Annotated in this window: 15 protein-coding genes; all 15 read left to right on the top strand. The window is 59.0% G+C overall.

Translation table 11 applies throughout. The features are described 5' to 3' along the window. Positions 1-91 precede the first annotated feature (91 nt). The 15 genes from leuC (at position 92) to SVU69_03335 (ending at position 17,620) form a co-directional block, all read left to right on the top strand. Entirely contained in the window at positions 92-1,498 is a 1,407-nt protein-coding gene (leuC, locus tag SVU69_03405) for a 3-isopropylmalate dehydratase large subunit (GenBank protein MDY6942040.1), read from the top strand. Between the two features lie 13 nt (positions 1,499-1,511). Then, positions 1,512-2,150, top strand: coding sequence for a 3-isopropylmalate dehydratase small subunit (leuD, locus tag SVU69_03400; protein ID MDY6942039.1), 639 nt, complete (start codon positions 1,512-1,514; stop codon positions 2,148-2,150). A gap of 98 nt (positions 2,151-2,248) precedes the next feature. After that, positions 2,249-3,325 carry a 3-isopropylmalate dehydrogenase gene (leuB, locus tag SVU69_03395; protein ID MDY6942038.1) on the top strand — a complete coding sequence of 359 codons (1,077 nt, stop codon included), beginning with the start codon at positions 2,249-2,251 and terminating at the stop codon, positions 3,323-3,325. 22 nt (positions 3,326-3,347) lie between these two features. Then, on the top strand, positions 3,348-4,460 hold the full coding sequence (gene asd / locus SVU69_03390; GenBank protein ID MDY6942037.1) for an aspartate-semialdehyde dehydrogenase: 1,113 nt from the start codon (positions 3,348-3,350) through the stop codon (positions 4,458-4,460). 335 nt (positions 4,461-4,795) lie between these two features. Then, entirely contained in the window at positions 4,796-7,585 is a 2,790-nt protein-coding gene (locus tag SVU69_03385) for a FimV/HubP family polar landmark protein (GenBank protein ID MDY6942036.1), read from the top strand. A 179-nt stretch (positions 7,586-7,764) separates the two neighbouring features. After that, positions 7,765-8,601 carry a tRNA pseudouridine(38-40) synthase TruA gene (gene truA, locus SVU69_03380; GenBank protein ID MDY6942035.1) on the top strand — a complete coding sequence of 279 codons (837 nt, stop codon included), beginning with the start codon at positions 7,765-7,767 and terminating at the stop codon, positions 8,599-8,601. A gap of 39 nt (positions 8,602-8,640) precedes the next feature. Further along, on the top strand, positions 8,641-9,276 hold the full coding sequence (locus SVU69_03375; protein ID MDY6942034.1) for a phosphoribosylanthranilate isomerase: 636 nt from the start codon (positions 8,641-8,643) through the stop codon (positions 9,274-9,276). After that, complete coding sequence (gene trpB, locus SVU69_03370; protein MDY6942033.1) at positions 9,260-10,474, top strand: tryptophan synthase subunit beta; 1,215 nt, start codon at positions 9,260-9,262, stop codon at positions 10,472-10,474. The genes SVU69_03375 and trpB overlap by 17 nt, the downstream gene beginning before the upstream one ends. Beyond that, positions 10,471-11,301, top strand: a complete 831-nt coding sequence (gene trpA, locus SVU69_03365; GenBank protein MDY6942032.1) for a tryptophan synthase subunit alpha — start codon at positions 10,471-10,473, stop codon at positions 11,299-11,301. The genes trpB and trpA overlap by 4 nt, the downstream gene beginning before the upstream one ends. Positions 11,302-11,306: 5 nt before the next feature. Continuing rightward, complete coding sequence (gene accD, locus SVU69_03360) at positions 11,307-12,176, top strand: acetyl-CoA carboxylase, carboxyltransferase subunit beta (protein MDY6942031.1); 870 nt, start codon at positions 11,307-11,309, stop codon at positions 12,174-12,176. After that, positions 12,176-13,432 (top strand): bifunctional tetrahydrofolate synthase/dihydrofolate synthase, encoded by a 1,257-nt coding sequence (gene folC / locus SVU69_03355; protein ID MDY6942030.1) that lies wholly within the window; start codon positions 12,176-12,178, stop codon positions 13,430-13,432. Before accD ends, folC begins: the two co-directional genes overlap by 1 nt. Before the next feature lie 37 nt (positions 13,433-13,469). Next, positions 13,470-14,189 carry an SPOR domain-containing protein gene (locus tag SVU69_03350; GenBank protein ID MDY6942029.1) on the top strand — a complete coding sequence of 240 codons (720 nt, stop codon included), beginning with the start codon at positions 13,470-13,472 and terminating at the stop codon, positions 14,187-14,189. A gap of 52 nt (positions 14,190-14,241) precedes the next feature. Then, the gene (locus SVU69_03345; protein MDY6942028.1) at positions 14,242-14,751 is read left to right on the top strand and encodes a CvpA family protein; all 510 of its coding nucleotides are present in this window, start codon (positions 14,242-14,244) and stop codon (positions 14,749-14,751) included. An 84-nt stretch (positions 14,752-14,835) separates the two neighbouring features. Then, positions 14,836-16,353, top strand: coding sequence for an amidophosphoribosyltransferase (gene purF, locus SVU69_03340; protein ID MDY6942027.1), 1,518 nt, complete (start codon positions 14,836-14,838; stop codon positions 16,351-16,353). A gap of 79 nt (positions 16,354-16,432) precedes the next feature. Next, positions 16,433-17,620, top strand: a complete 1,188-nt coding sequence (locus tag SVU69_03335) for an O-succinylhomoserine sulfhydrylase (GenBank protein MDY6942026.1) — start codon at positions 16,433-16,435, stop codon at positions 17,618-17,620. Positions 17,621-17,638: the final 18 nt, after the last annotated feature.

The following is a 17,638-nucleotide window of genomic DNA, read 5'->3' as shown; positions in this document are numbered from 1 at the left end:
CATTAGGAATCGAAATCATAAAAAACATGAATTGTAATTATAGTTTGTCCTCACTAGAATGACCACCATTCGTAAAAGAGAGGGCGCATACATGAGCGGTAAGACACTTTACGACAAGATTTGGGATGCCCACGTGGTGAAAGTCGAGGAGAACGGCACGACGTTGCTGTACATCGATCGCCAGTTGGTCCACGAAGTCACTTCGCCCCAGGCATTCGACGGCTTGCGTCTGGCAGGCCGTCAGCCGTGGCGCGTGAATGCCAATCTGGCTGTGCCGGATCACAATGTCCCGACGCTGGGGCGTGCCCAAGGTATCGCGGATCCGATTTCCCGTGCGCAAGTGGACGCGCTGGATCGAAACTGCCAGGAGTTCGGGATTACCGAACTGACCATGACCGACAAGCGTCAGGGCATTGTGCACGTCGTCGGACCCGAACAGGGCTTTACCTTGCCGGGTATGACCATCGTCTGCGGGGACTCCCACACCGCAACCCATGGCGCTTTCGGCGCCTTGGCCTTCGGCGTGGGAACCTCGGAAGTCGAGCACGTGCTGGCGACGCAAACCCTCATGCAAAACAAGTCCAAGACGCTGTTAATTTCGGTCGATGGGCAAGCGGCGCCAGGCATCACGGCCAAAGACATCGTACTGGCCATCATTGGTCGGATTGGGACTGCCGGTGGCACGGGCTACACCATCGAATTCGCCGGTGATGCGATTCGGGCGCTGTCCATGGAAGGCCGCATGACTGTATGCAATATGGCCATCGAAGCGGGTGCCCGGGCGGGGCTCATCGCAGCGGACCAGAAAACCATGGATTACGTCAAGGGTCGGCCTATGGCACCTCAGGGTGCGTTATGGGAGCAGGCGGTGGCGGCCTGGGCGGACCTTCATTCCGATCCGGATGCGCAGTTCGACCAGGTCGTACGTATCGATGCGGCGGCTATTGAGCCGCAGGTGACGTGGGGCACTTCGCCCGAAATGGTGGTGCCGGTGAGCGCGTCCGTGCCCGATCCGGCCGCTGAGTCCAGCCCTGTCAAGGCCGAGGGGATGCGCCGGGCGCTCGGCTATATGGGCTTGGAGGCCAATACCTCCATCGAAGACATTGCTATCGACAAAGTATTTATCGGCTCCTGTACCAACTCTCGCATTGAAGACCTGCGCGCTGCAGCGGCGGTCGCAGAAGGCAAAAAAGTGGCGCCGTCGGTGAAATTGGCCATGGTGGTGCCGGGCTCGGGCCTTATTAAAGAGCAGGCCGAAGCGGAAGGGCTGGACAAGATATTCACTCAGGCAGGCTTTGAGTGGCGTGAGCCGGGTTGTTCCATGTGTCTGGCCATGAACGCTGATCGCCTGGAGCCCGGCGAACGTTGCGCGTCCACTTCGAATCGCAACTTTGAAGGGCGACAGGGCCAGGGGGGGCGTACTCACTTGGTCAGCCCGGCGATGGCCGCCGCCGCGGCGATCGCCGGACACTTTGTCGATATCCGTAAGTTCGACTGAGGAGGTAGATACCATGGAAGCGTTTAAAACTTTGACCGGCTTGGTGGTGCCTCTCGATCGGGCCAATGTGGATACCGATGCCATCATCCCCAAGCAGTTTCTCAAGTCCATCAAGCGGACCGGCTTTGGGCCCAACTTGTTTGACGATTGGCGGTACCGGGATACCGGCGGCCTGGATGTGGACAACAGCAAGCGCGAGATCAACCCCGATTTCGTTCTCAATCAGCCGCGATACCAGGGCGCGCAAGTGCTCCTGGCGCGGGAAAACTTCGGTTGTGGTTCGTCCCGCGAGCATGCCGTCTGGGCTTTGGCCGATTATGGGTTCAAGGTCGTGATCGCGCCCAGCTTCGCGGATATCTTTTTCAATAATTGTTTCAAGAACGGCTTGTTGCCCATCGTTCAAAGCGCCGAGACGCTGGATCGCCTGTTCGAGGCGGTCGAGGCGAACCCCGGGTATCAGCTGACCATCGATCTGGCGGCCCAAATCATCACCACGCCGGACGGTGAACAGTTTACCTTCGAGGTGGACTCGTTCCGTAAGCATTGCCTGCTGAACGGGCTGGATGATATCGGGTTGACCCTGCAGCAGGCAGACACGATTCGGGCCTACGAGGAACGACGCAAAGCCGAGGCACCCTGGTTGTTTTCGTAGATATGCCGCGACTTTGGCGCACAGCGGTTTATCACGGGTCCGGGAAACGCAGTTTAATCCTGCCGGCCGGAAACCCTTGAATGAAGGACAAAACTGAAATGACAAAAAGAATTCTCGTTCTGCCCGGAGATGGCATCGGGCCCGAAATCGTCGGTCAGGCGGTCAAAGTGCTTGAGGCTCTGGCCGAAAAATATGCCCTGGATGTGGATTTGGAACACGGCTTGATCGGCGGCATCGCCTACGATGAGCTCGGTTCGCCGTTACCGGAACGCACCTTGGAACTGGCCCGGTCTGCCGATGCGGTGCTGTTGGGGGCCGTCGGCGGGGAGAAATGGGATACCTTGCCGCGTGACAGCCGGCCCGAGACCGGTCTTTTGCGGATACGTGCCGAGTTGGGGCTTTTCTCCAACCTGCGTCCGGCTATCCTGTACCCGGAGTTGGCCCAGGCCTCGACCTTGCGGGCCGATGTCGTCTCGGACCTGGATATTCTCATCGTCCGAGAGCTCACCGGCGGGGTCTATTTCGGCCAGCCGCGCGGCATCCGAACGCGAGAGGATGGCCAGCGGGAGGGCTTCAATACGATGCGGTATTCCGAGTCGGAAATCGCCCGTATCGTCCGCTCGGCGGCAGAAATCGCCATGCGCCGGGGCAAGCGGCTGTGTTCAGTGGACAAGGCCAACGTGCTGGATGTGTCCGGATTGTGGCGGGATGTCGCCACGGAAGTGATACAGACCGAATACCCGGAGGTCGAGTTGTCACACATGTACGTCGACAATGCGGCGATGCAATTGGTCCGTGCGCCCAAGCAATTCGACGTCATGGTCACCAGCAATTTGTTTGGTGATGTGCTTTCCGATATCGCCGCCATGCTCACCGGTTCCATCGGCATGTTGCCATCGGCGTCGCTGAATGAATCCAGCCAGGGGTTGTACGAGCCCGTGCACGGGTCCGCGCCGGATATTGCCGGTCAGGACAAGGCGAATCCTTTGGCAACGATCTTGTCGTTGGCGATGATGTTACGCTATTCGCTGAACGAGCCCGCCATGGCCGACCGGGTCGAGACAGCTGTCCGCGACGTGTTGGCGAAGGGTTTGCGTACCGCCGATATCGCTCAAGGGGACGACACCGTGATCGGGACCCAGGCGATGGGCGAAGCAGTGGTTGCGGCGCTCTGATCAGATTGCGGTTCGAGGAGGTATTGTGCGAGTAGGTTTCGTTGGCTGGCGCGGCATGGTGGGGTCCGTCCTCATGCAGCGCATGCGTGAGGAAAATGACTTTTCCGGCATTGAGCCGTTTTTCTTTTCGACGTCCCAAGTCGGCTTGCCGGGACCGGATATCGGCCGCGACGTGCCGGCCCTGGCCGATGCGACCGATGTGGCCGCACTCCAAGAACTGGACGCCGTGGTGTCCTGTCAAGGTGGCGACTACACCAAGGCGATTTTCCCGCGCCTGCGCCAATCGGGCTGGAATGGCTACTGGATCGATGCGGCCTCCGCCCTGCGCACTGCCGATGACGCCGTGATTATGCTCGACCCCGTCAACCGGCCGGTGATCGATCAAGCCCTAAACGATGGTATCCGCAATTTCATCGGCGGTAACTGCACCGTCAGCCTGATGTTGATGGCGGTGGGCGGTTTGTTCAACGCCGGTTTGGTGGAATGGGTCAGCGCCATGACTTACCAGGCGGCATCGGGCGCCGGCGCGCAGAATATGCGCGAGTTGATCCGCCAAATGGGCACGATACACGGCAATGTTTCGCAGTTACTGGACGATCCCGCGTCGGCGATTTTGGAAATCGACCGTCAGGTCGCGAACACGCTGCGCAGCGGGGATTTTCCCGTCGACCACTTCGGCGTACCGCTGGCGGGTAGTCTGATTCCGTGGATCGATGTCGCCATGGAAAACGGACAAAGCCGGGAAGAGTGGAAAGCCCAGGCCGAGACCAACAAGATTCTGGGCCGTTCCGATCGGCCGATTCCCATCGACGGCACCTGCGTTCGGGTCGGTGCCATGCGCTGTCACAGCCAGGGACTGACCGTCAAGCTCACCCGCGACGTTCCGCTGGACGAAATCGAAAGTATTCTGCGTGAAGCCAACGATTGGGTACGCGTGATCCCCAATGACCGTGACCAGACCCTGGAAGCGTTAAGCCCGGCGGCCGTGACCGGCTCGTTGACGGTGCCCGTCGGTCGTTTGCGGAAAATGAACATGGGGCCGGAGTACCTCAATGCGTTTACTGTGGGCGATCAACTTCTTTGGGGGGCCGCTGAACCACTGCGCAGGGCGCTCCGCATCATTCTTGAGCGATGATCCGACATTCGGTGCGCGATGTTTTCGGGCCCAACGGGTCCTTCGGTTTCGCTCTTTGTCTGGCCCGTCGATTTTGGGCTTTCTGACGTCGCCGAATGGTTCTAGTTCGTGATCTAGAATGCTAAAGCGGTTTAAATTTCCGAATCTCGGCCGATAAGAGCCAGAGAGAATGGCGTGGGGTGGAGTTTCCAGAGATTGAGTCTTGGTAAAAGATCACTACTGGACTATAGTTATGCTCCATTCATAAAGCTTTTTGTAAAGATGATTTTCCATCTTTTCTGTTTAAGTGTCGCGTCTTTCATGTGGTTTGGCATGGCTAGGGGTGTTTTGGAGTGATGATGCGCAAGACTCTGGCCGGTGCGTTGGCACTGTGTCTTTCGTTCGCGCCCGGTATCGTATTCGCACTGGGACTGGGCAATATCGAGGTGAGTTCGTACCTTAACGAGCCTTTGGAAGCCAAGGTGCCCTTGGTGTCGGTAACATCCGCGGAGCTTAATACGATCAATGTCGGATTAGCGCCCGCCGATACCTTCGAAGCCGCTGGGTTGCAACGGACTCCGATCTTGCGAGAACTCGAGTTCGAAGTCATCCGCCAGGGCGCATCCTCTTACATCCGGATTACCTCCAACCAAGTCGTTCGTGACCCCTTCCTCAGCTTTCTGGTCGAAGTCAATTGGGCGCAAGGTCGCTTGGTCAGGGAGTACACAATTCTCCTTGATCCACCGGTGCTTATCGATCGGGCGCCCACTACGCCGCAGCAACCCACGGTCGCACCAGTCCCAGCGCCGCAAGTTCAGGAACCTCAAACCCCGGTTTCCTCACCAGAATTAGTCGTACCGGAACCGGTCCAAGAGGTATCCGAACCGCCCGCGGCAGCTGAATCGGTCGCGACGGAAACACCGATTCCCGAACCGGTCCCTATCGAAGAGGGGATGGTCGGCGATCTCGACGACGAGTCTGATTACGGCCCCGTGGTTCGCGGCGAGAATTTGTGGACCATCGCGAAGGATATGCGGGGCGGTGAGGCGATCAGCATTAATCAAATGATGATCGCGATCTTTGAACGGAACCCAGATGCTTTCCAGGGCAATATCAATCGCCTCAAAGCGGGAGCCGTGTTGCGTATTCCATCCCGAGAAGAGATCCGACGGATCAGTCGGCGTGAGGCATTCCAAGAAGCCAAGCGGCAAAATGAGCAGTGGGCTGAGTGGAAGCAATCCCGCCTCGCATCTGCTCCGACGCCTCCGGCGCCGGCTCCCGCAGCGATTTCGGAAACCGAGCCGGTGAGGGAAGAGCCCGAGCAAGAGCCGGCCGGTGACGAGCCAGTCATTGCCGAAGCTGAAGCAACGCCAACAACCCCGCGTTTGCAACTCGTACCCCCGGATGAGCCGGTCGGGTTAGAGGAAGAGGCGTCTGCCGCGGAATCAACCGAACTGGCCATGGTGGAAGACGAACCGGCCGATGGTGTCTCTGCCGCCGGTGATGGTGCCGCCGCACCCGCCGAAGAAACAGCGGGTCTTCTCAAGCTAGGTGACAGCGAACTGGCTGGCATGCAATCCGAACTTGGGGAGATGGTCGAAACCGAAGAGACGGCTGACGCCGGGTTGTCCGAAACCGGTGAGGCTGTATCCAAAGAATCTGAAGCGGCTGATTCCATGATGGAGGGGCCTGAGTCGGTTCAACCCGAGCCGGTAGCGCCAGCGGCACAACCGGAGACCAAGCCGGTGCGGGAGCCAGCGCCCGCTACCCAGCAGCCTTTGGTTGATCGGATCCTCTCGTTCATCCAACAGCCATTCGTTTTGGGTGGAGTGTTACTGGTTTTGTTGGTTCTCTACCTCTTGCTCCGGCGTCGGGGCCGTGGAGAGGAGGAACTACCTGAGGACTCGGAGATACCCCAATCCACCGACGAGACACTGATCGACGATGACGAAGATACGGTGGTTTACGGTGATTCAGAATATCAATCCGAAGCCGATTCGCCGGTCGTCGATGAGCCCACCGAAGCGTTGGAGGGTGCGCCTGGCGCAGTGATCGAAGACGACGCCGAAGCTGCCTCATTGGGCGTTGACGCCGAAGACCCCTTGGCCGAAGCGGAATTCAACATCTCCTATGGCTTGTACGACGAGGCTTTGGAAGTGGTGGAGAAAGCGTTGGTTCGTTACCCGGACCGTCGTGATCTCAAACTTAAACGATTGGAAATCTATTTTGCGGCCAGTGATCGCGACAATTTCCTGAAGTTCGCCAACGAGCTGGCAGAGACGCCGCCGGGCAAGGCTGATTCGGCTTGGGAGCGTGCTGCGATTATGGGGCAGCAAATGTTCCCGGATGAATCCCTTTTCGTGGAAGATGGTGCGCCGTCCGACGCTGCCGATTCGGATTTCCTCGATTTGGATTTGGGTACCGAATCCGAATTGGGCGATGAAAACGAGACCGAGAGTAAAGGTAGCGGTGCATTCAGTGCGTTTTCCGGTGCGGCAGACGCATCGGAAGACGAAGGCTTGGATTTCAACGTCGAAACGGGTAGCTCGTGGACGGAAGGTGACGAGGCCAAGACTTCCGTTGCTGGTGAGGTTGCTGAATCGGATGCAACCGAGATCCTCAGCCGTTCCACCGGGGCCGATGAAAGCGGCGAAGACTACGGGTTCGACCTCGATCAAGATGAAGAAGCGTTTAGCGACGAGGACGCCCCCTTGGCTGCGGAAGGGGAAGACGAGGTCGAGACCAAGCTTGATCTCGGAAAAGCCTATATTGGAATGGGCGAGATCGACGATGCCCGCCGCGTTCTGAGCGAAGTGCTGACCGAAGGTAACGAAAGTCAGCGGAAAGAAGCGCAAACGCTCCTGGACCAAATGGATATCCCTGTCGTCGAAGGTGCCGACGCAGACGACACGTCTTCTGACGAGCCGCTGACCATGGACGCAGTCGATGAGCCGGTCGGCGATGTCCTGGAAGACGACGAAGATCTCGGAACCAAAGACGACGTTGGCACCAAGCTTGATCTGGCACGTGCGTATCTGGATATGGACGATGCCGAGGGCGCGCGGGCCTTAATCACCGAAGTGATTGAGGAAGGTACGCCGGAGCAGCGTAAAGAGGCCGAAGCGCTGTTAGCGGAATTGCCTTAAGACGGGCTATCGACGTTGTAGTTCATGACCTCAGCAAGGCCGAGGGTGTGTAAGGCATCCTCGGCCTTTACCCTTTGTGCGGATCAAAACCGTGCTGCTCCACTTGGGCTCCGGGTGAAGGGGCGTTTAGCCCCCTGGTGTGCTTTGCAGCGCGAACTTCGCCCATTACCATTGTCACAATGACCTATCGAATGGCGCTCGGCGTCGAATATTCCGGTTTGGCTTACCACGGCTGGCAGCGCCAGCGCGATGATGCCCAGACGATTCAGCAACACTTGGAGCAGGCTCTCTCTCGCGTGGCGAATCATCCGGTCTCGGTGATGGCGGCTGGCCGAACCGATACTGGTGTGCACGCCCTGGGGCAGGTGGTGCATTTCGATGCGCAACACGTGCGCAGCGAGGTCGCCTGGGTTCTGGGCGTCAACCGTTACCTGCCGCCGGATATCAGCGTGGCGTGGGCTCGAGCAGTGCCCGAGTCGTTCAACGCCCGCTATGAGGCGTTGTGGCGGCAATATCGTTATCTAATCTTAGACCGGCGCGCACGCAGCGGCCCTTACCACGGTCGGGTGACCTGGTTCCACTATCCGCTCGATGCCGGGCGGATGCATTCCGCGGCCCAGGTGCTTGTGGGAGAACATGATTTTTCCTCGTTCCGCGCGGCGGCGTGCCAGTCGAGCACGCCCTGGCGTCGGGTGGATTTCGTTGCCGTTCGTCGAGTGGGTCCGCTGGTGGCGATCGATGTCCGCGCCAACGCTTTCGTTCATCACATGGTGCGAAACATTGCCGGCGTCTTGATGGCGGTGGGAAAAGGCGATCGATCCCCCGACTGGGTGGGCGAAGTGTTGGTGCACCGGGACCGTACCCTGGGTGGTGTCACCGCCGATCCGCATGGCTTGTATTTGACGGCCGTGGGCTACCCTCCACAATACGATTTTCCCGCGTCTTCGACGTCCCCGGATGGCGATTCAACGCTCTTTCGAACGGCGGACGAATTGCACCATGAAGGCACTCGGTAAATCTGCTAGGCTTGGCCTTTTTTACCGGGGGCGAAGCCGATGCACAGCGGTCGTACGCGGATCAAGGTGTGCGGTATTACCCGCACCGAAGATGCCATTGAAGCAGCCGGACTCGGCGTCGATGCCATCGGTTTCGTTTTTTATCCGCCCAGCCCGCGTTACGTGACGCCTGCTGAAGCGTGGGAGATCGCGCGTCACGTGCCGGCATTCGTGACGCTGGTGGGGCTTTTCCTCGATCCACCGCGTGATTGGGTGGATGATGTCCTCTCGCAGGTGCCGCTGGATATGATCCAGTTTCACGGCATGGAAGAAGCCACTTTCTGTGAGAGCTTCGGGCGCCCTTACATTCGGGCCTTTTCCGTGGACGAGGCGCGGCAGATATCCGAATGGGGTGAGACACATCGTCACGCTCGCGGCATATTGCTGGACAGCCATGCGCCGGGTGCGGCGGGGGGGACGGGCGAGCGCTTCGCCTGGGATGAAATCCCTGACGACCTGGGCCGGCCACTGATACTTGCTGGCGGTCTCACGGCCGACAATGTCGGCGATGCGGTTCGCGCCGTTCGGCCATGGGCTGTTGACGTCAGCAGCGGCGTGGAACAAGCGCGGGGCGTGAAGGATAAGGACAAATTACGTGACTTTGTGCGAGGTGTGAACAGTGTCAGCTTCGATTGACACCCGAGACGTGCTGCCCGATGCGCGGGGACATTTCGGCCCCTACGGCGGGCGGTTTGTTCCGGAAACGTTGATTCAGCCCTTGGAAGAGCTTGAACAAGCCTATCGGCGCTATCGCGAAGACCCGGATTTCAAGCGGGAGTTCGAACAAGATCTGGCCGACTATGTCGGACGGCCGTCACCGCTTTATTTCGCCGAGCGTTGGACCCGCGAGACCGGCGGCGCAAAGCTCTATCTCAAGCGGGAAGATCTGAATCACACCGGTGCGCACAAGGTCAACAACACCATCGGACAGATTTTGCTCGCCAAACGCATGGGCAAAAGCCGGATCATCGCGGAGACTGGTGCCGGACAGCATGGCGTGGCCACAGCCACCGTGGCCGCCCGTTTAGGCCTGGAGTGCGTGGTCTACATGGGTGAAGAAGACATTCAGCGCCAAGCGCCCAATGTGTTCCGGATGAAGCTATTAGGGGCCGAAGTTCGGCCTGTCCGGTCGGGTACGCGGACTCTCAAAGACGCGATGAATGAAGCCATGCGGGACTGGGTCACCCACGTTGACAACACGTTCTATGTCATCGGGACCGTCGCCGGACCTCATCCCTATCCCCAAATGGTACGGGATTTCCAATGTGTGATCGGGCGTGAAGTGCGCCGTCAGATCTTAGACCGCGAGGGGCGGCTCCCGGATGCCTTGGTAGCCTGTGTGGGCGGGGGCTCCAATGCCATTGGTTTGTTCTACCCGTTTTTGGGTGATCTCGAGGTGCAATTCCATGGCGTGGAGGCGGCCGGGCACGGCATGAGCAGCGGCCAACACGCCGCGCCCCTGTGTGCTGGCCGGCCCGGCGTCTTGCACGGTAATCGCACCTACTTGCTAGAAGACGACGATGGGCAAATATTGCCGGCCCATTCGGTGTCCGCCGGATTGGACTATCCCGGCGTGGGCCCGGAACACGCCTGGCTGAAAGATACTGGCCGGGCCACTTATGCCGCCATCGATGATCAACAGGCGCTCAAGGGTTTTCACCGCCTGACCCGTGTGGAAGGCATCATTCCGGCCCTGGAGAGTTCCCATGCCATTGCCTACGCTGAACGCCTGGCCGCCGATCTGGGGCCGGACAAGGTCATCGTGGTGAACCTGTCCGGTCGGGGCGACAAGGATCTCAATACCGTCGCGGCGCTGGAAGGGATCAGCCTATGAACCGCATCGTCGCGCGTTTTGAAGAACTACGAAAACAGGGCCGCACGGCATTGATTCCCTACTTGATGGCGGGCGACCCGCATCCACAGACCACCGCGGGTTTCATGCACGAGATGGTGAAGGCGGGTGCTGATCTGATCGAGCTGGGCGTGCCATTTTCCGACCCCATCGCTGACGGACCGGTAATCCAGGCATCGGCCGAACGGTCTTTGGCAGCGGGTACGGATCTGCAAACCGTGTTGGATTTGGTCCGCGAATTCCGTCAGCAGGATCAAACCACGCCGGTGATTCTGATGGGATATTTGAATCCCATCGAGCGAAAAGGCTATCAGGCGTTCGCTGATGCGGCTGCCACCGCGGGGGTGGATGGCGTGTTAACGGTGGATGTGCCGCCGGAAGAATGTGAAGAGCTACTGCGCGCGTTGCGTGCAGTGCAGTTGCATCCCATTTTTCTCATCGCCCCCACCACCACAGATCAACGAATCGAGCGGATTTGTCAGACCGCGGAAGGGTTTGTTTACTATGTGTCGTTGAAAGGCGTCACGGGTGCCGCCACCTTAGATACCGACGCGGTCGCTACCAACGTTTCACGGATTCGCGCCAAGACGGACCTGCCTGTCGGGGTCGGTTTTGGTATCAGCAGCGCGGAATCGGCCGCCCAGGTCGCTTGGCTGGCTGATGCGGTGGTCGTTGGCAGTGCCTTGGTCAAGCAAGTGGAGGCGCACGGCGAAAAGGCGGCGGCCGTGGTGGGCGATCTGCTCCGGCAGATGCGCGCGGCGATCGACCGTGTGGACACGGATCGCTCCGGAAAATTGGCGGTGGAATAGGATCTATGAACTGGTTCAGCAAATTGGTTCCGACTCGAATTCGTACCCAGGCCGAGCAGAAGCGGAATGTTCCCGAAGGGCTCTGGAGCAAGTGTTCCAGCTGTGACGCGGTGTTGTATCGGCCGGAAGCCGAGCGCAACGTGTTCGTTTGCCCCAAGTGTTCGGCCCATATGCCCATCGAACCCCGCCAACGTCTCGCGGATTTTTTGGACGAAGCATCGGGCGTGGAGGTGTTCGGTAACGTCGAGCCGGTGGATATTCTCAAGTTCCGCGACAGTAAAAAGTACAAAGACCGCTTGGTTCAGGCGCAAAAAGCCACCGGCGAGAAGGATGTGCTGATCGTCATGAAGGGCCTGCTCAAGAAGCTTCCGGTGGTCACCGCCTGTTTCGATTTTCGTTTCATGGGTGGTTCCATGGGTTCGGTCGTGGGCGAAAAGTTCGTGCGAGCGGCCCGTTTGAGCCTGGAGGACAAGGCCCCCCTGATCTGCTTCAGCGCCAGCGGTGGCGCCCGCATGCAGGAAAATCTGTTTTCTCTCATGCAAATGGCCAAGACTTCGGCCGCGCTGGCCCAGTTATCGGCCGCGGGTATTCCCTTCGTTTCGGTGCTCACTCACCCCACAACCGGCGGCGTGTCCGCGTCCTTGGGTATGTTGGGTGACATCAACGTGGCTGAGCCCAACGCGCTGATCGGATTCGCTGGGCCGCGGGTGATCCAGCAGACGGTGGGGCAGACCTTGCCCGAAGGGTTTCAGCGCAGCGAATTTCTGTTAGACCACGGCGCCATCGACATGATTGTGGATCGGCGGGAAATGCGCGATCGCTTGGCAAGCGTGCTGCATTTGTTGGTGAGAAAAACGGCGCCCGCCGAGGGTTGATGCGCTTCGATCAGCTCTCCGAGTGGCTGGACTGGATCCAGCGGCTTCATCCGCGTGCTATGGACTTGGGTTTGGATCGCGTATCGGCGGTCTACAACCGTTTGGGTTTAGGGCGTATCGCCCATTGTGTGATCACGGTGGGGGGAACCAACGGCAAGGGTTCTTCGGCCGCGATGCTCGAGGCCATCCTCCGTCAAGCCGGTTATCGCGTGGGGGTTTACAGCTCACCGCACATGGTTCGCTACAACGAGCGGGTCCGGATCGACGGCCGGGACGTTGGCGATGACGCACTTTGCGAGGCATTTGACCGCGTGGACCGTGTCCGGCGGGACGAGTCGTTGACGTATTTCGAATTCGGTACGCTGGCGGCATTGGATCTGTTCGCCCGCGAGCGCCTTGATGTGGCGGTCTTGGAGGTGGGGATGGGCGGGCGTTTGGATGCGGTGAATATCGTCGATCCGGACGTGGCTTTGATTACCCGAATTGCGATTGACCACCAAGCGTGGTTGGGGGCAACCCGAGATGCCATTGGGCGTGAGAAAGCCGGCATCACCCGCGCCTGTCGTCCGGCGGTCTGCGGCGATCCCGATCCACCCGCTGGATTCCTGCAGCATGCGACGGCCAGTCCGCTATACCGTCAGGGACAGGATTTTCTGGTGTCGTCCCAGGATACCCAATGGCAGTGGCGGAGCGATAAGCGCCATCTCGAACATTTGCCCTACCCCGCGTTGCCGGGCCGGTTTCAACTGCACAATGCCGCGGCGGTATTGCAAGTTCTTGCCTGTATCGAGGATCGCTGTCCTACGGCGGAAGACCACATCCGTGCCGGTCTGAAAGCGGTGCGTTTGCCTGGCCGATTCGAGGTGGTGGCCGGTGAGGTCACTCAGGTATTCGATGTGGCCCACAATCCAGACGCGGCACTGACACTGGCGGACAATTTGCGAGCCTTGAAGTCGTCAGGCACGCGACGGGCGGTCTTGGGGATGTTACGGGACAAAGACGTTGCGGGTTTTGGAGAGGCCTTGGCCGGCGAGGTGGGTCTCTGGTATCTCGCGTCATTGGGCGGTGATCGCGCGCTGTCCGCAGGTGAGTTGGCGGAGCGGATGGCGGGCGTCGTGCCTTCCGAGAAAATCCACTTGTTCTCTAGCGTTGGCCAAGCGTTTCGCACGGCGTTGGCGGATTCGTGTCCTGGGGATGTGGTGCTGGCGACCGGTTCGTTCCATACCGCGGGCGAGGCGCGTTGCGAATCGCTATAATGCTGTTTTTCAAGGGTCGGGGGAGGGATAGCTGCGGATGGATTCAGTACTGAAACGTCGGCTGGTGGGGGCCGCTGTTCTCTGGGTATTGGCGTTTTTGTTCCTGCCCATGTTGTTAGAGCGGGACGCGGACGTCGACGAAAAAATCGTTCCCTTAGAATTGCCTGCGGAAGGCGAACCTCCGCGCCGTGTCGAAAACATTTATCTTGAAGAAGCGGCTCGCTCGGCATTCCGTGATCCTGCAAAAGCGGAGGTCGGCGAAACGCGAGATGAGCCATCGTCGGGTATTGCCGGCGCTGCCCCGGCCAAAATGCCGGTCAGTGAACCCGCAGGGGTCGCGGACGAACCTAAGCCCCAGTCTACGGCGGATTCGTCGACAGCGACCGAACCATCGAAAGCGGTTCCTGTTTCGGTGGAGCCATCGAAACCGCTGGAAAAGCTGGAGTCGCCAACGACTGAGCCGCCCAGCGAATCAACGCCGAAAGCCGAATCCAAGCCCACGTCGGTCACCGCCGCGACTCAGGGGCAATGGACGGTTCAGTTAGGCAGTTTCGGCAACGAGCAAAATGCGCTCGCCTTGGCGGCGCGTTTGCGCCAGCAATCGATATCGGCGGACATCAGTCAGGTGGTGATCAACGGTCGGACTTTGTATCGGGTCCGGTCAGGCTCCTTCCCAAGCCGGGAAGCCGCCACTCGTCAGCAGGTCGAGATCCAGAGCAAGCTGGGACTCAACGGGCGAGTTGTTCCCGATTCTTAATTAACGTGGCTGCTGGGGGCGGCGGCGTGATCATGAGGAGGTTTCCTTCGACGTGCTGGTATGGATCGATTGGGTCATTTTGGCCCTGTTGGGTGTTTCGCTGTTGATTGGGGTTTGGCGCGGTTTTGTCCGGGAATCCTTTTCGTTATTGACCTGGGTGGGCGCAGTCGTCGCGGTGGTCTTGTTCGGAGAAGCTTTGGCGCAGAACCTGTCAGGCCTGATAGACGAACCGATGTTGCGTTTGATTCTGGCGGTGCTGATTCTGTTTTTGAGTGTTTTGATATTTGGGGCTGTGCTCTCCGCTTTGGCGACGCATTTGGTCAGTCAGGTTGGTTTGAACGGCGCAGACCGGGTGGTCGGGGTGTTTTTCGGCGCGGTACGCGGTGTGGTGGTCGTGGCCTTGGCGGTGTTTCTGGCCGGTTTGACGACTCTGCCCAAGCAATCGGTATGGCAGGAGTCTTTGTTGGTTCCTTATTTTCAGATGTTGGCGGAAGAGGTCGCGACTGCTTTTCCCCCCAATGCCTTGCCCAAGTTCGATTACGAATCCGAGCCCGGTGACTGATACCGTTGAGCGTCTGTTCGGGTCGGTTATTTAGATGGGTGGGTCGTCGGTCCATCCCTTTTCTTGCGTATAGAGGTTTTTGAAATGTGCGGAGTGGTCGGGACGTTTGCCCATGGACCGGTGAACCAAGATCTATACGATGCGCTGACGGTTTTGCAGCATCGGGGCCAGGACGCGGCCGGAATCATGACCTGTGATGGGGATCGGCTCTATCTTCGCAAAGACAACGGGCTGGTGAGAGACGTTTTTCAGGCCCGTCATATGTTTCACCTGCCGGGTAACATGGGGATCGGTCATACGCGCTATCCCACCGCCGGTTGTAGTACGCCGGCCGAGGCCCAGCCGTTGTATGTGAACTCACCGTTCGGTATCTCGCTCTCCCACAACGGCAATCTGACCAATGCCGAGGTGCTCAAACAAGAACTGTTCATGCAAGACATGCGGCACATCAATACCAATTCCGATTCGGAGGTTCTGCTGAATGTGTTTGCGCATGAACTTCAGGCACGCGGAAAGATCCGTATTACCGAAGATGACATATTCTCCGCCATCGCCGGTGTGCACAAACGTTGTCGGGGCGCCTATGCCGCTGTGGCCATGATTACCGGCTACGGTATTGTTGGCTTTCGGGACCCTTATGGCATTCGGCCGTTGGTGTACGGAGAGCGCAAGACCCCCAAGGGTTCCGAGTACATGGTGGCCTCTGAAAGCGTCGCCTTGGACGCGCTGGGATTTAAATTGATTGCTGACGTTGCTCCGGGTGAAGCGGTGGTGATCGATTTGAACGGACAGGTTCACACGCGTCAATGCGCGGAAACCCCGGTTCTCTCGCCGTGTATTTTCGAGTTCGTCTACTTCGCCCGGCCTGACTCGATTATCGACGATGTGTCCGTTTACAAAGCACGATTGCGCATGGGCGATTATTTGGCCAAGAAGATCAACCGCGAATGGCCTGAGCACGATATCGATGTGGTCATCCCGATTCCCGACACCAGCCGAACGGTGGCGGTTCAGCTGGCCCATCACCTGGACGTGAAATACCGCGAAGGATTCATCAAGAATCGCTATATCGGACGCACGTTCATCATGCCCGGACAGACCATGCGCCGAAAATCGGTTCGACAGAAGCTCAACGCGATCGATCTGGAATTTCGCGGCAAGAATGTGCTGCTGGTCGACGACTCCATCGTACGTGGCACCACCTCGCGTCAGATCATCGAAATGGCGCGCGAGGCCGGTGCGCGTAAGGTCTATTTTGCTTCGGCCGCGCCGCCGGTGCGTTACCCAAACGTCTATGGGATCGACATGCCCGTTTCAGAAGAACTGGTCGGCCATGGCCGGACGGTGGAGGAGATCCGCGCGGAGATCGGCGCGGACCGTTTGATCTACCAAAGCCTGGAAGACCTGGAGAGAGCCGTGAATTGGGAGAAGAGCGAGGCCCACATTCAACGCTTCGACAGCTCGTGTTTCTCCGGGGAGTATGTTACGGGTGATGTAACGCCGGCGTATCTGGATCAGTTGGCCCACCGCCGCAGCGACAGCGCAAAGCAAATGTCGAACGTGGATTCCGATCCGGTGATCGAGATGTATAACGGGGTTTGAGACAGCAGACTCTCATGCCGCCGTTTGGGTGGATGGGCTCGAAAACAGTGGCTTGCTGCCAATATAAAAGGTGTTGTCGATGACGGAATCGACTGAAGACAATTGGGGGTTCGAAACCATTGCGGTGCGCGCGGGGCAACAGCGCACGGATCAATGCGAACACGCCGAACCCATTTTTACGACCTCCAGTTTCGTGTTCCCCAGTGCGCGCGAAGCGGCCGCTCGTTTCTCGGGAGAGATACCGGGAAATGTATATTCGCGGTTCACCAACCCCACCGTCAGCATGTTTCAGGATCGCTTGGCGGCGTTGGAAGGGGGCGAATCCTGTATCGCCACCGCTTCGGGGATGTCGGCTGTGTTGGCCACGTGCATGGCGTTGCTGAAGTCCGGCGATCACATCGTCGCCGCCCGCGGCCTGTTCGGGACCACGACCAGCTTGTTCGCGAACTATATGACGCGCTTTGGGGTGGAGGTCACGTTCGTCCCGGTCACCGATCCGGCGCAGTGGGAGCAAGCGATCCGTTCCGAGACCCGATTGTTATTTGTTGAAACGCCCACCAATCCGCTGACCGAGGTGGCTGACATCAAGGCGCTTGCCGAATTGGCCCACGGCCATGGATGTCGCCTGGTGGTGGACAACTGCTTCTGTACCCCGGCGCTGCAACGTCCCTTGGCGCTGGGTGCGGATTTGGTGATTCACTCTGCCACCAAGTATCTGGACGGGCAGGGGCGGTGTGTGGGTGGCGCTGTGGTGGGCGACGCCGACACTGTTGGCAAGGAGATCTTTGGCTTCTTGCGCACGGCAGGCCCGACCATGAGTCCTTTCAACGCCTGGGTTTTCCTGAAAGGCCTGGAGACGTTGTCTTTGCGCATGCGCGAACACAGCAAGAACGCTTTCGCGCTGGCTCAATGGCTCAAAGAACAGCCGTCGGTGGAGCGGGTTTATTATCCCGGCTTGCCCGATCATGCCCAGCACGCCTTGGCGGCGAAGCAACAAAGTGCCTTCGGCGGCATCTTGTCCTTCGATGTCAAAGGGGGGCGTGATGCGGCTTGGCGGGTGGTCGATCAGACCCGGCTGATTTCCATTACCGCCAATCTCGGTGATGTCAAATCGACCATTACCCATCCGGCGACCACCACCCATGGCCGTTTGAGCGAAGAAGAGCGCGCGCGCGCGGGGATATCCGATGGGCTGCTGCGTTTGTCGGTGGGTTTGGAGTCTGTTGACGACTTGAGATCTGATCTGGCGCGGGGCTTGGCAGGTTAGGCCACGTTGATTGCGATG

This window comes from Pseudomonadota bacterium, assembly GCA_034189865.1.
Taxonomy (GTDB): domain Bacteria; phylum Pseudomonadota; class Gammaproteobacteria; order UBA5335; family UBA5335; genus JAXHTV01.
Note: the sequence above shows the minus strand (reverse complement) of the source record. Positions and strands in the feature narration are given on the sequence as shown.

Bases quoted from the DNA above. Each gene is read 5' to 3' on its own strand.
- truA (MDY6942035.1), top strand. From the start codon at position 7,765: ATGACCTATCGAATGGCGCTCGGCGTCGAATATTCCGGTTTGGCTTAC.
- SVU69_03335 (MDY6942026.1), top strand. From the start codon at position 16,433: ATGACGGAATCGACTGAAGACAATTGGGGGTTCGAAACCATTGCGGTG.
- purF (MDY6942027.1), top strand. From the start codon at position 14,836: ATGTGCGGAGTGGTCGGGACGTTTGCCCATGGACCGGTGAACCAAGAT.
- trpA (MDY6942032.1), top strand. From the start codon at position 10,471: ATGAACCGCATCGTCGCGCGTTTTGAAGAACTACGAAAACAGGGCCGC.
- SVU69_03375 (MDY6942034.1), top strand. From the start codon at position 8,641: ATGCACAGCGGTCGTACGCGGATCAAGGTGTGCGGTATTACCCGCACC.
- folC (MDY6942030.1), top strand. From the start codon at position 12,176: ATGCGCTTCGATCAGCTCTCCGAGTGGCTGGACTGGATCCAGCGGCTT.
- accD (MDY6942031.1), top strand. From the start codon at position 11,307: ATGAACTGGTTCAGCAAATTGGTTCCGACTCGAATTCGTACCCAGGCC.
- SVU69_03385 (MDY6942036.1), top strand. From the start codon at position 4,796: ATGATGCGCAAGACTCTGGCCGGTGCGTTGGCACTGTGTCTTTCGTTC.
- SVU69_03350 (MDY6942029.1), top strand. From the start codon at position 13,470: ATGGATTCAGTACTGAAACGTCGGCTGGTGGGGGCCGCTGTTCTCTGG.
- leuC (MDY6942040.1), top strand. From the start codon at position 92: ATGAGCGGTAAGACACTTTACGACAAGATTTGGGATGCCCACGTGGTG.
- leuB (MDY6942038.1), top strand. From the start codon at position 2,249: ATGACAAAAAGAATTCTCGTTCTGCCCGGAGATGGCATCGGGCCCGAA.
- leuD (MDY6942039.1), top strand. From the start codon at position 1,512: ATGGAAGCGTTTAAAACTTTGACCGGCTTGGTGGTGCCTCTCGATCGG.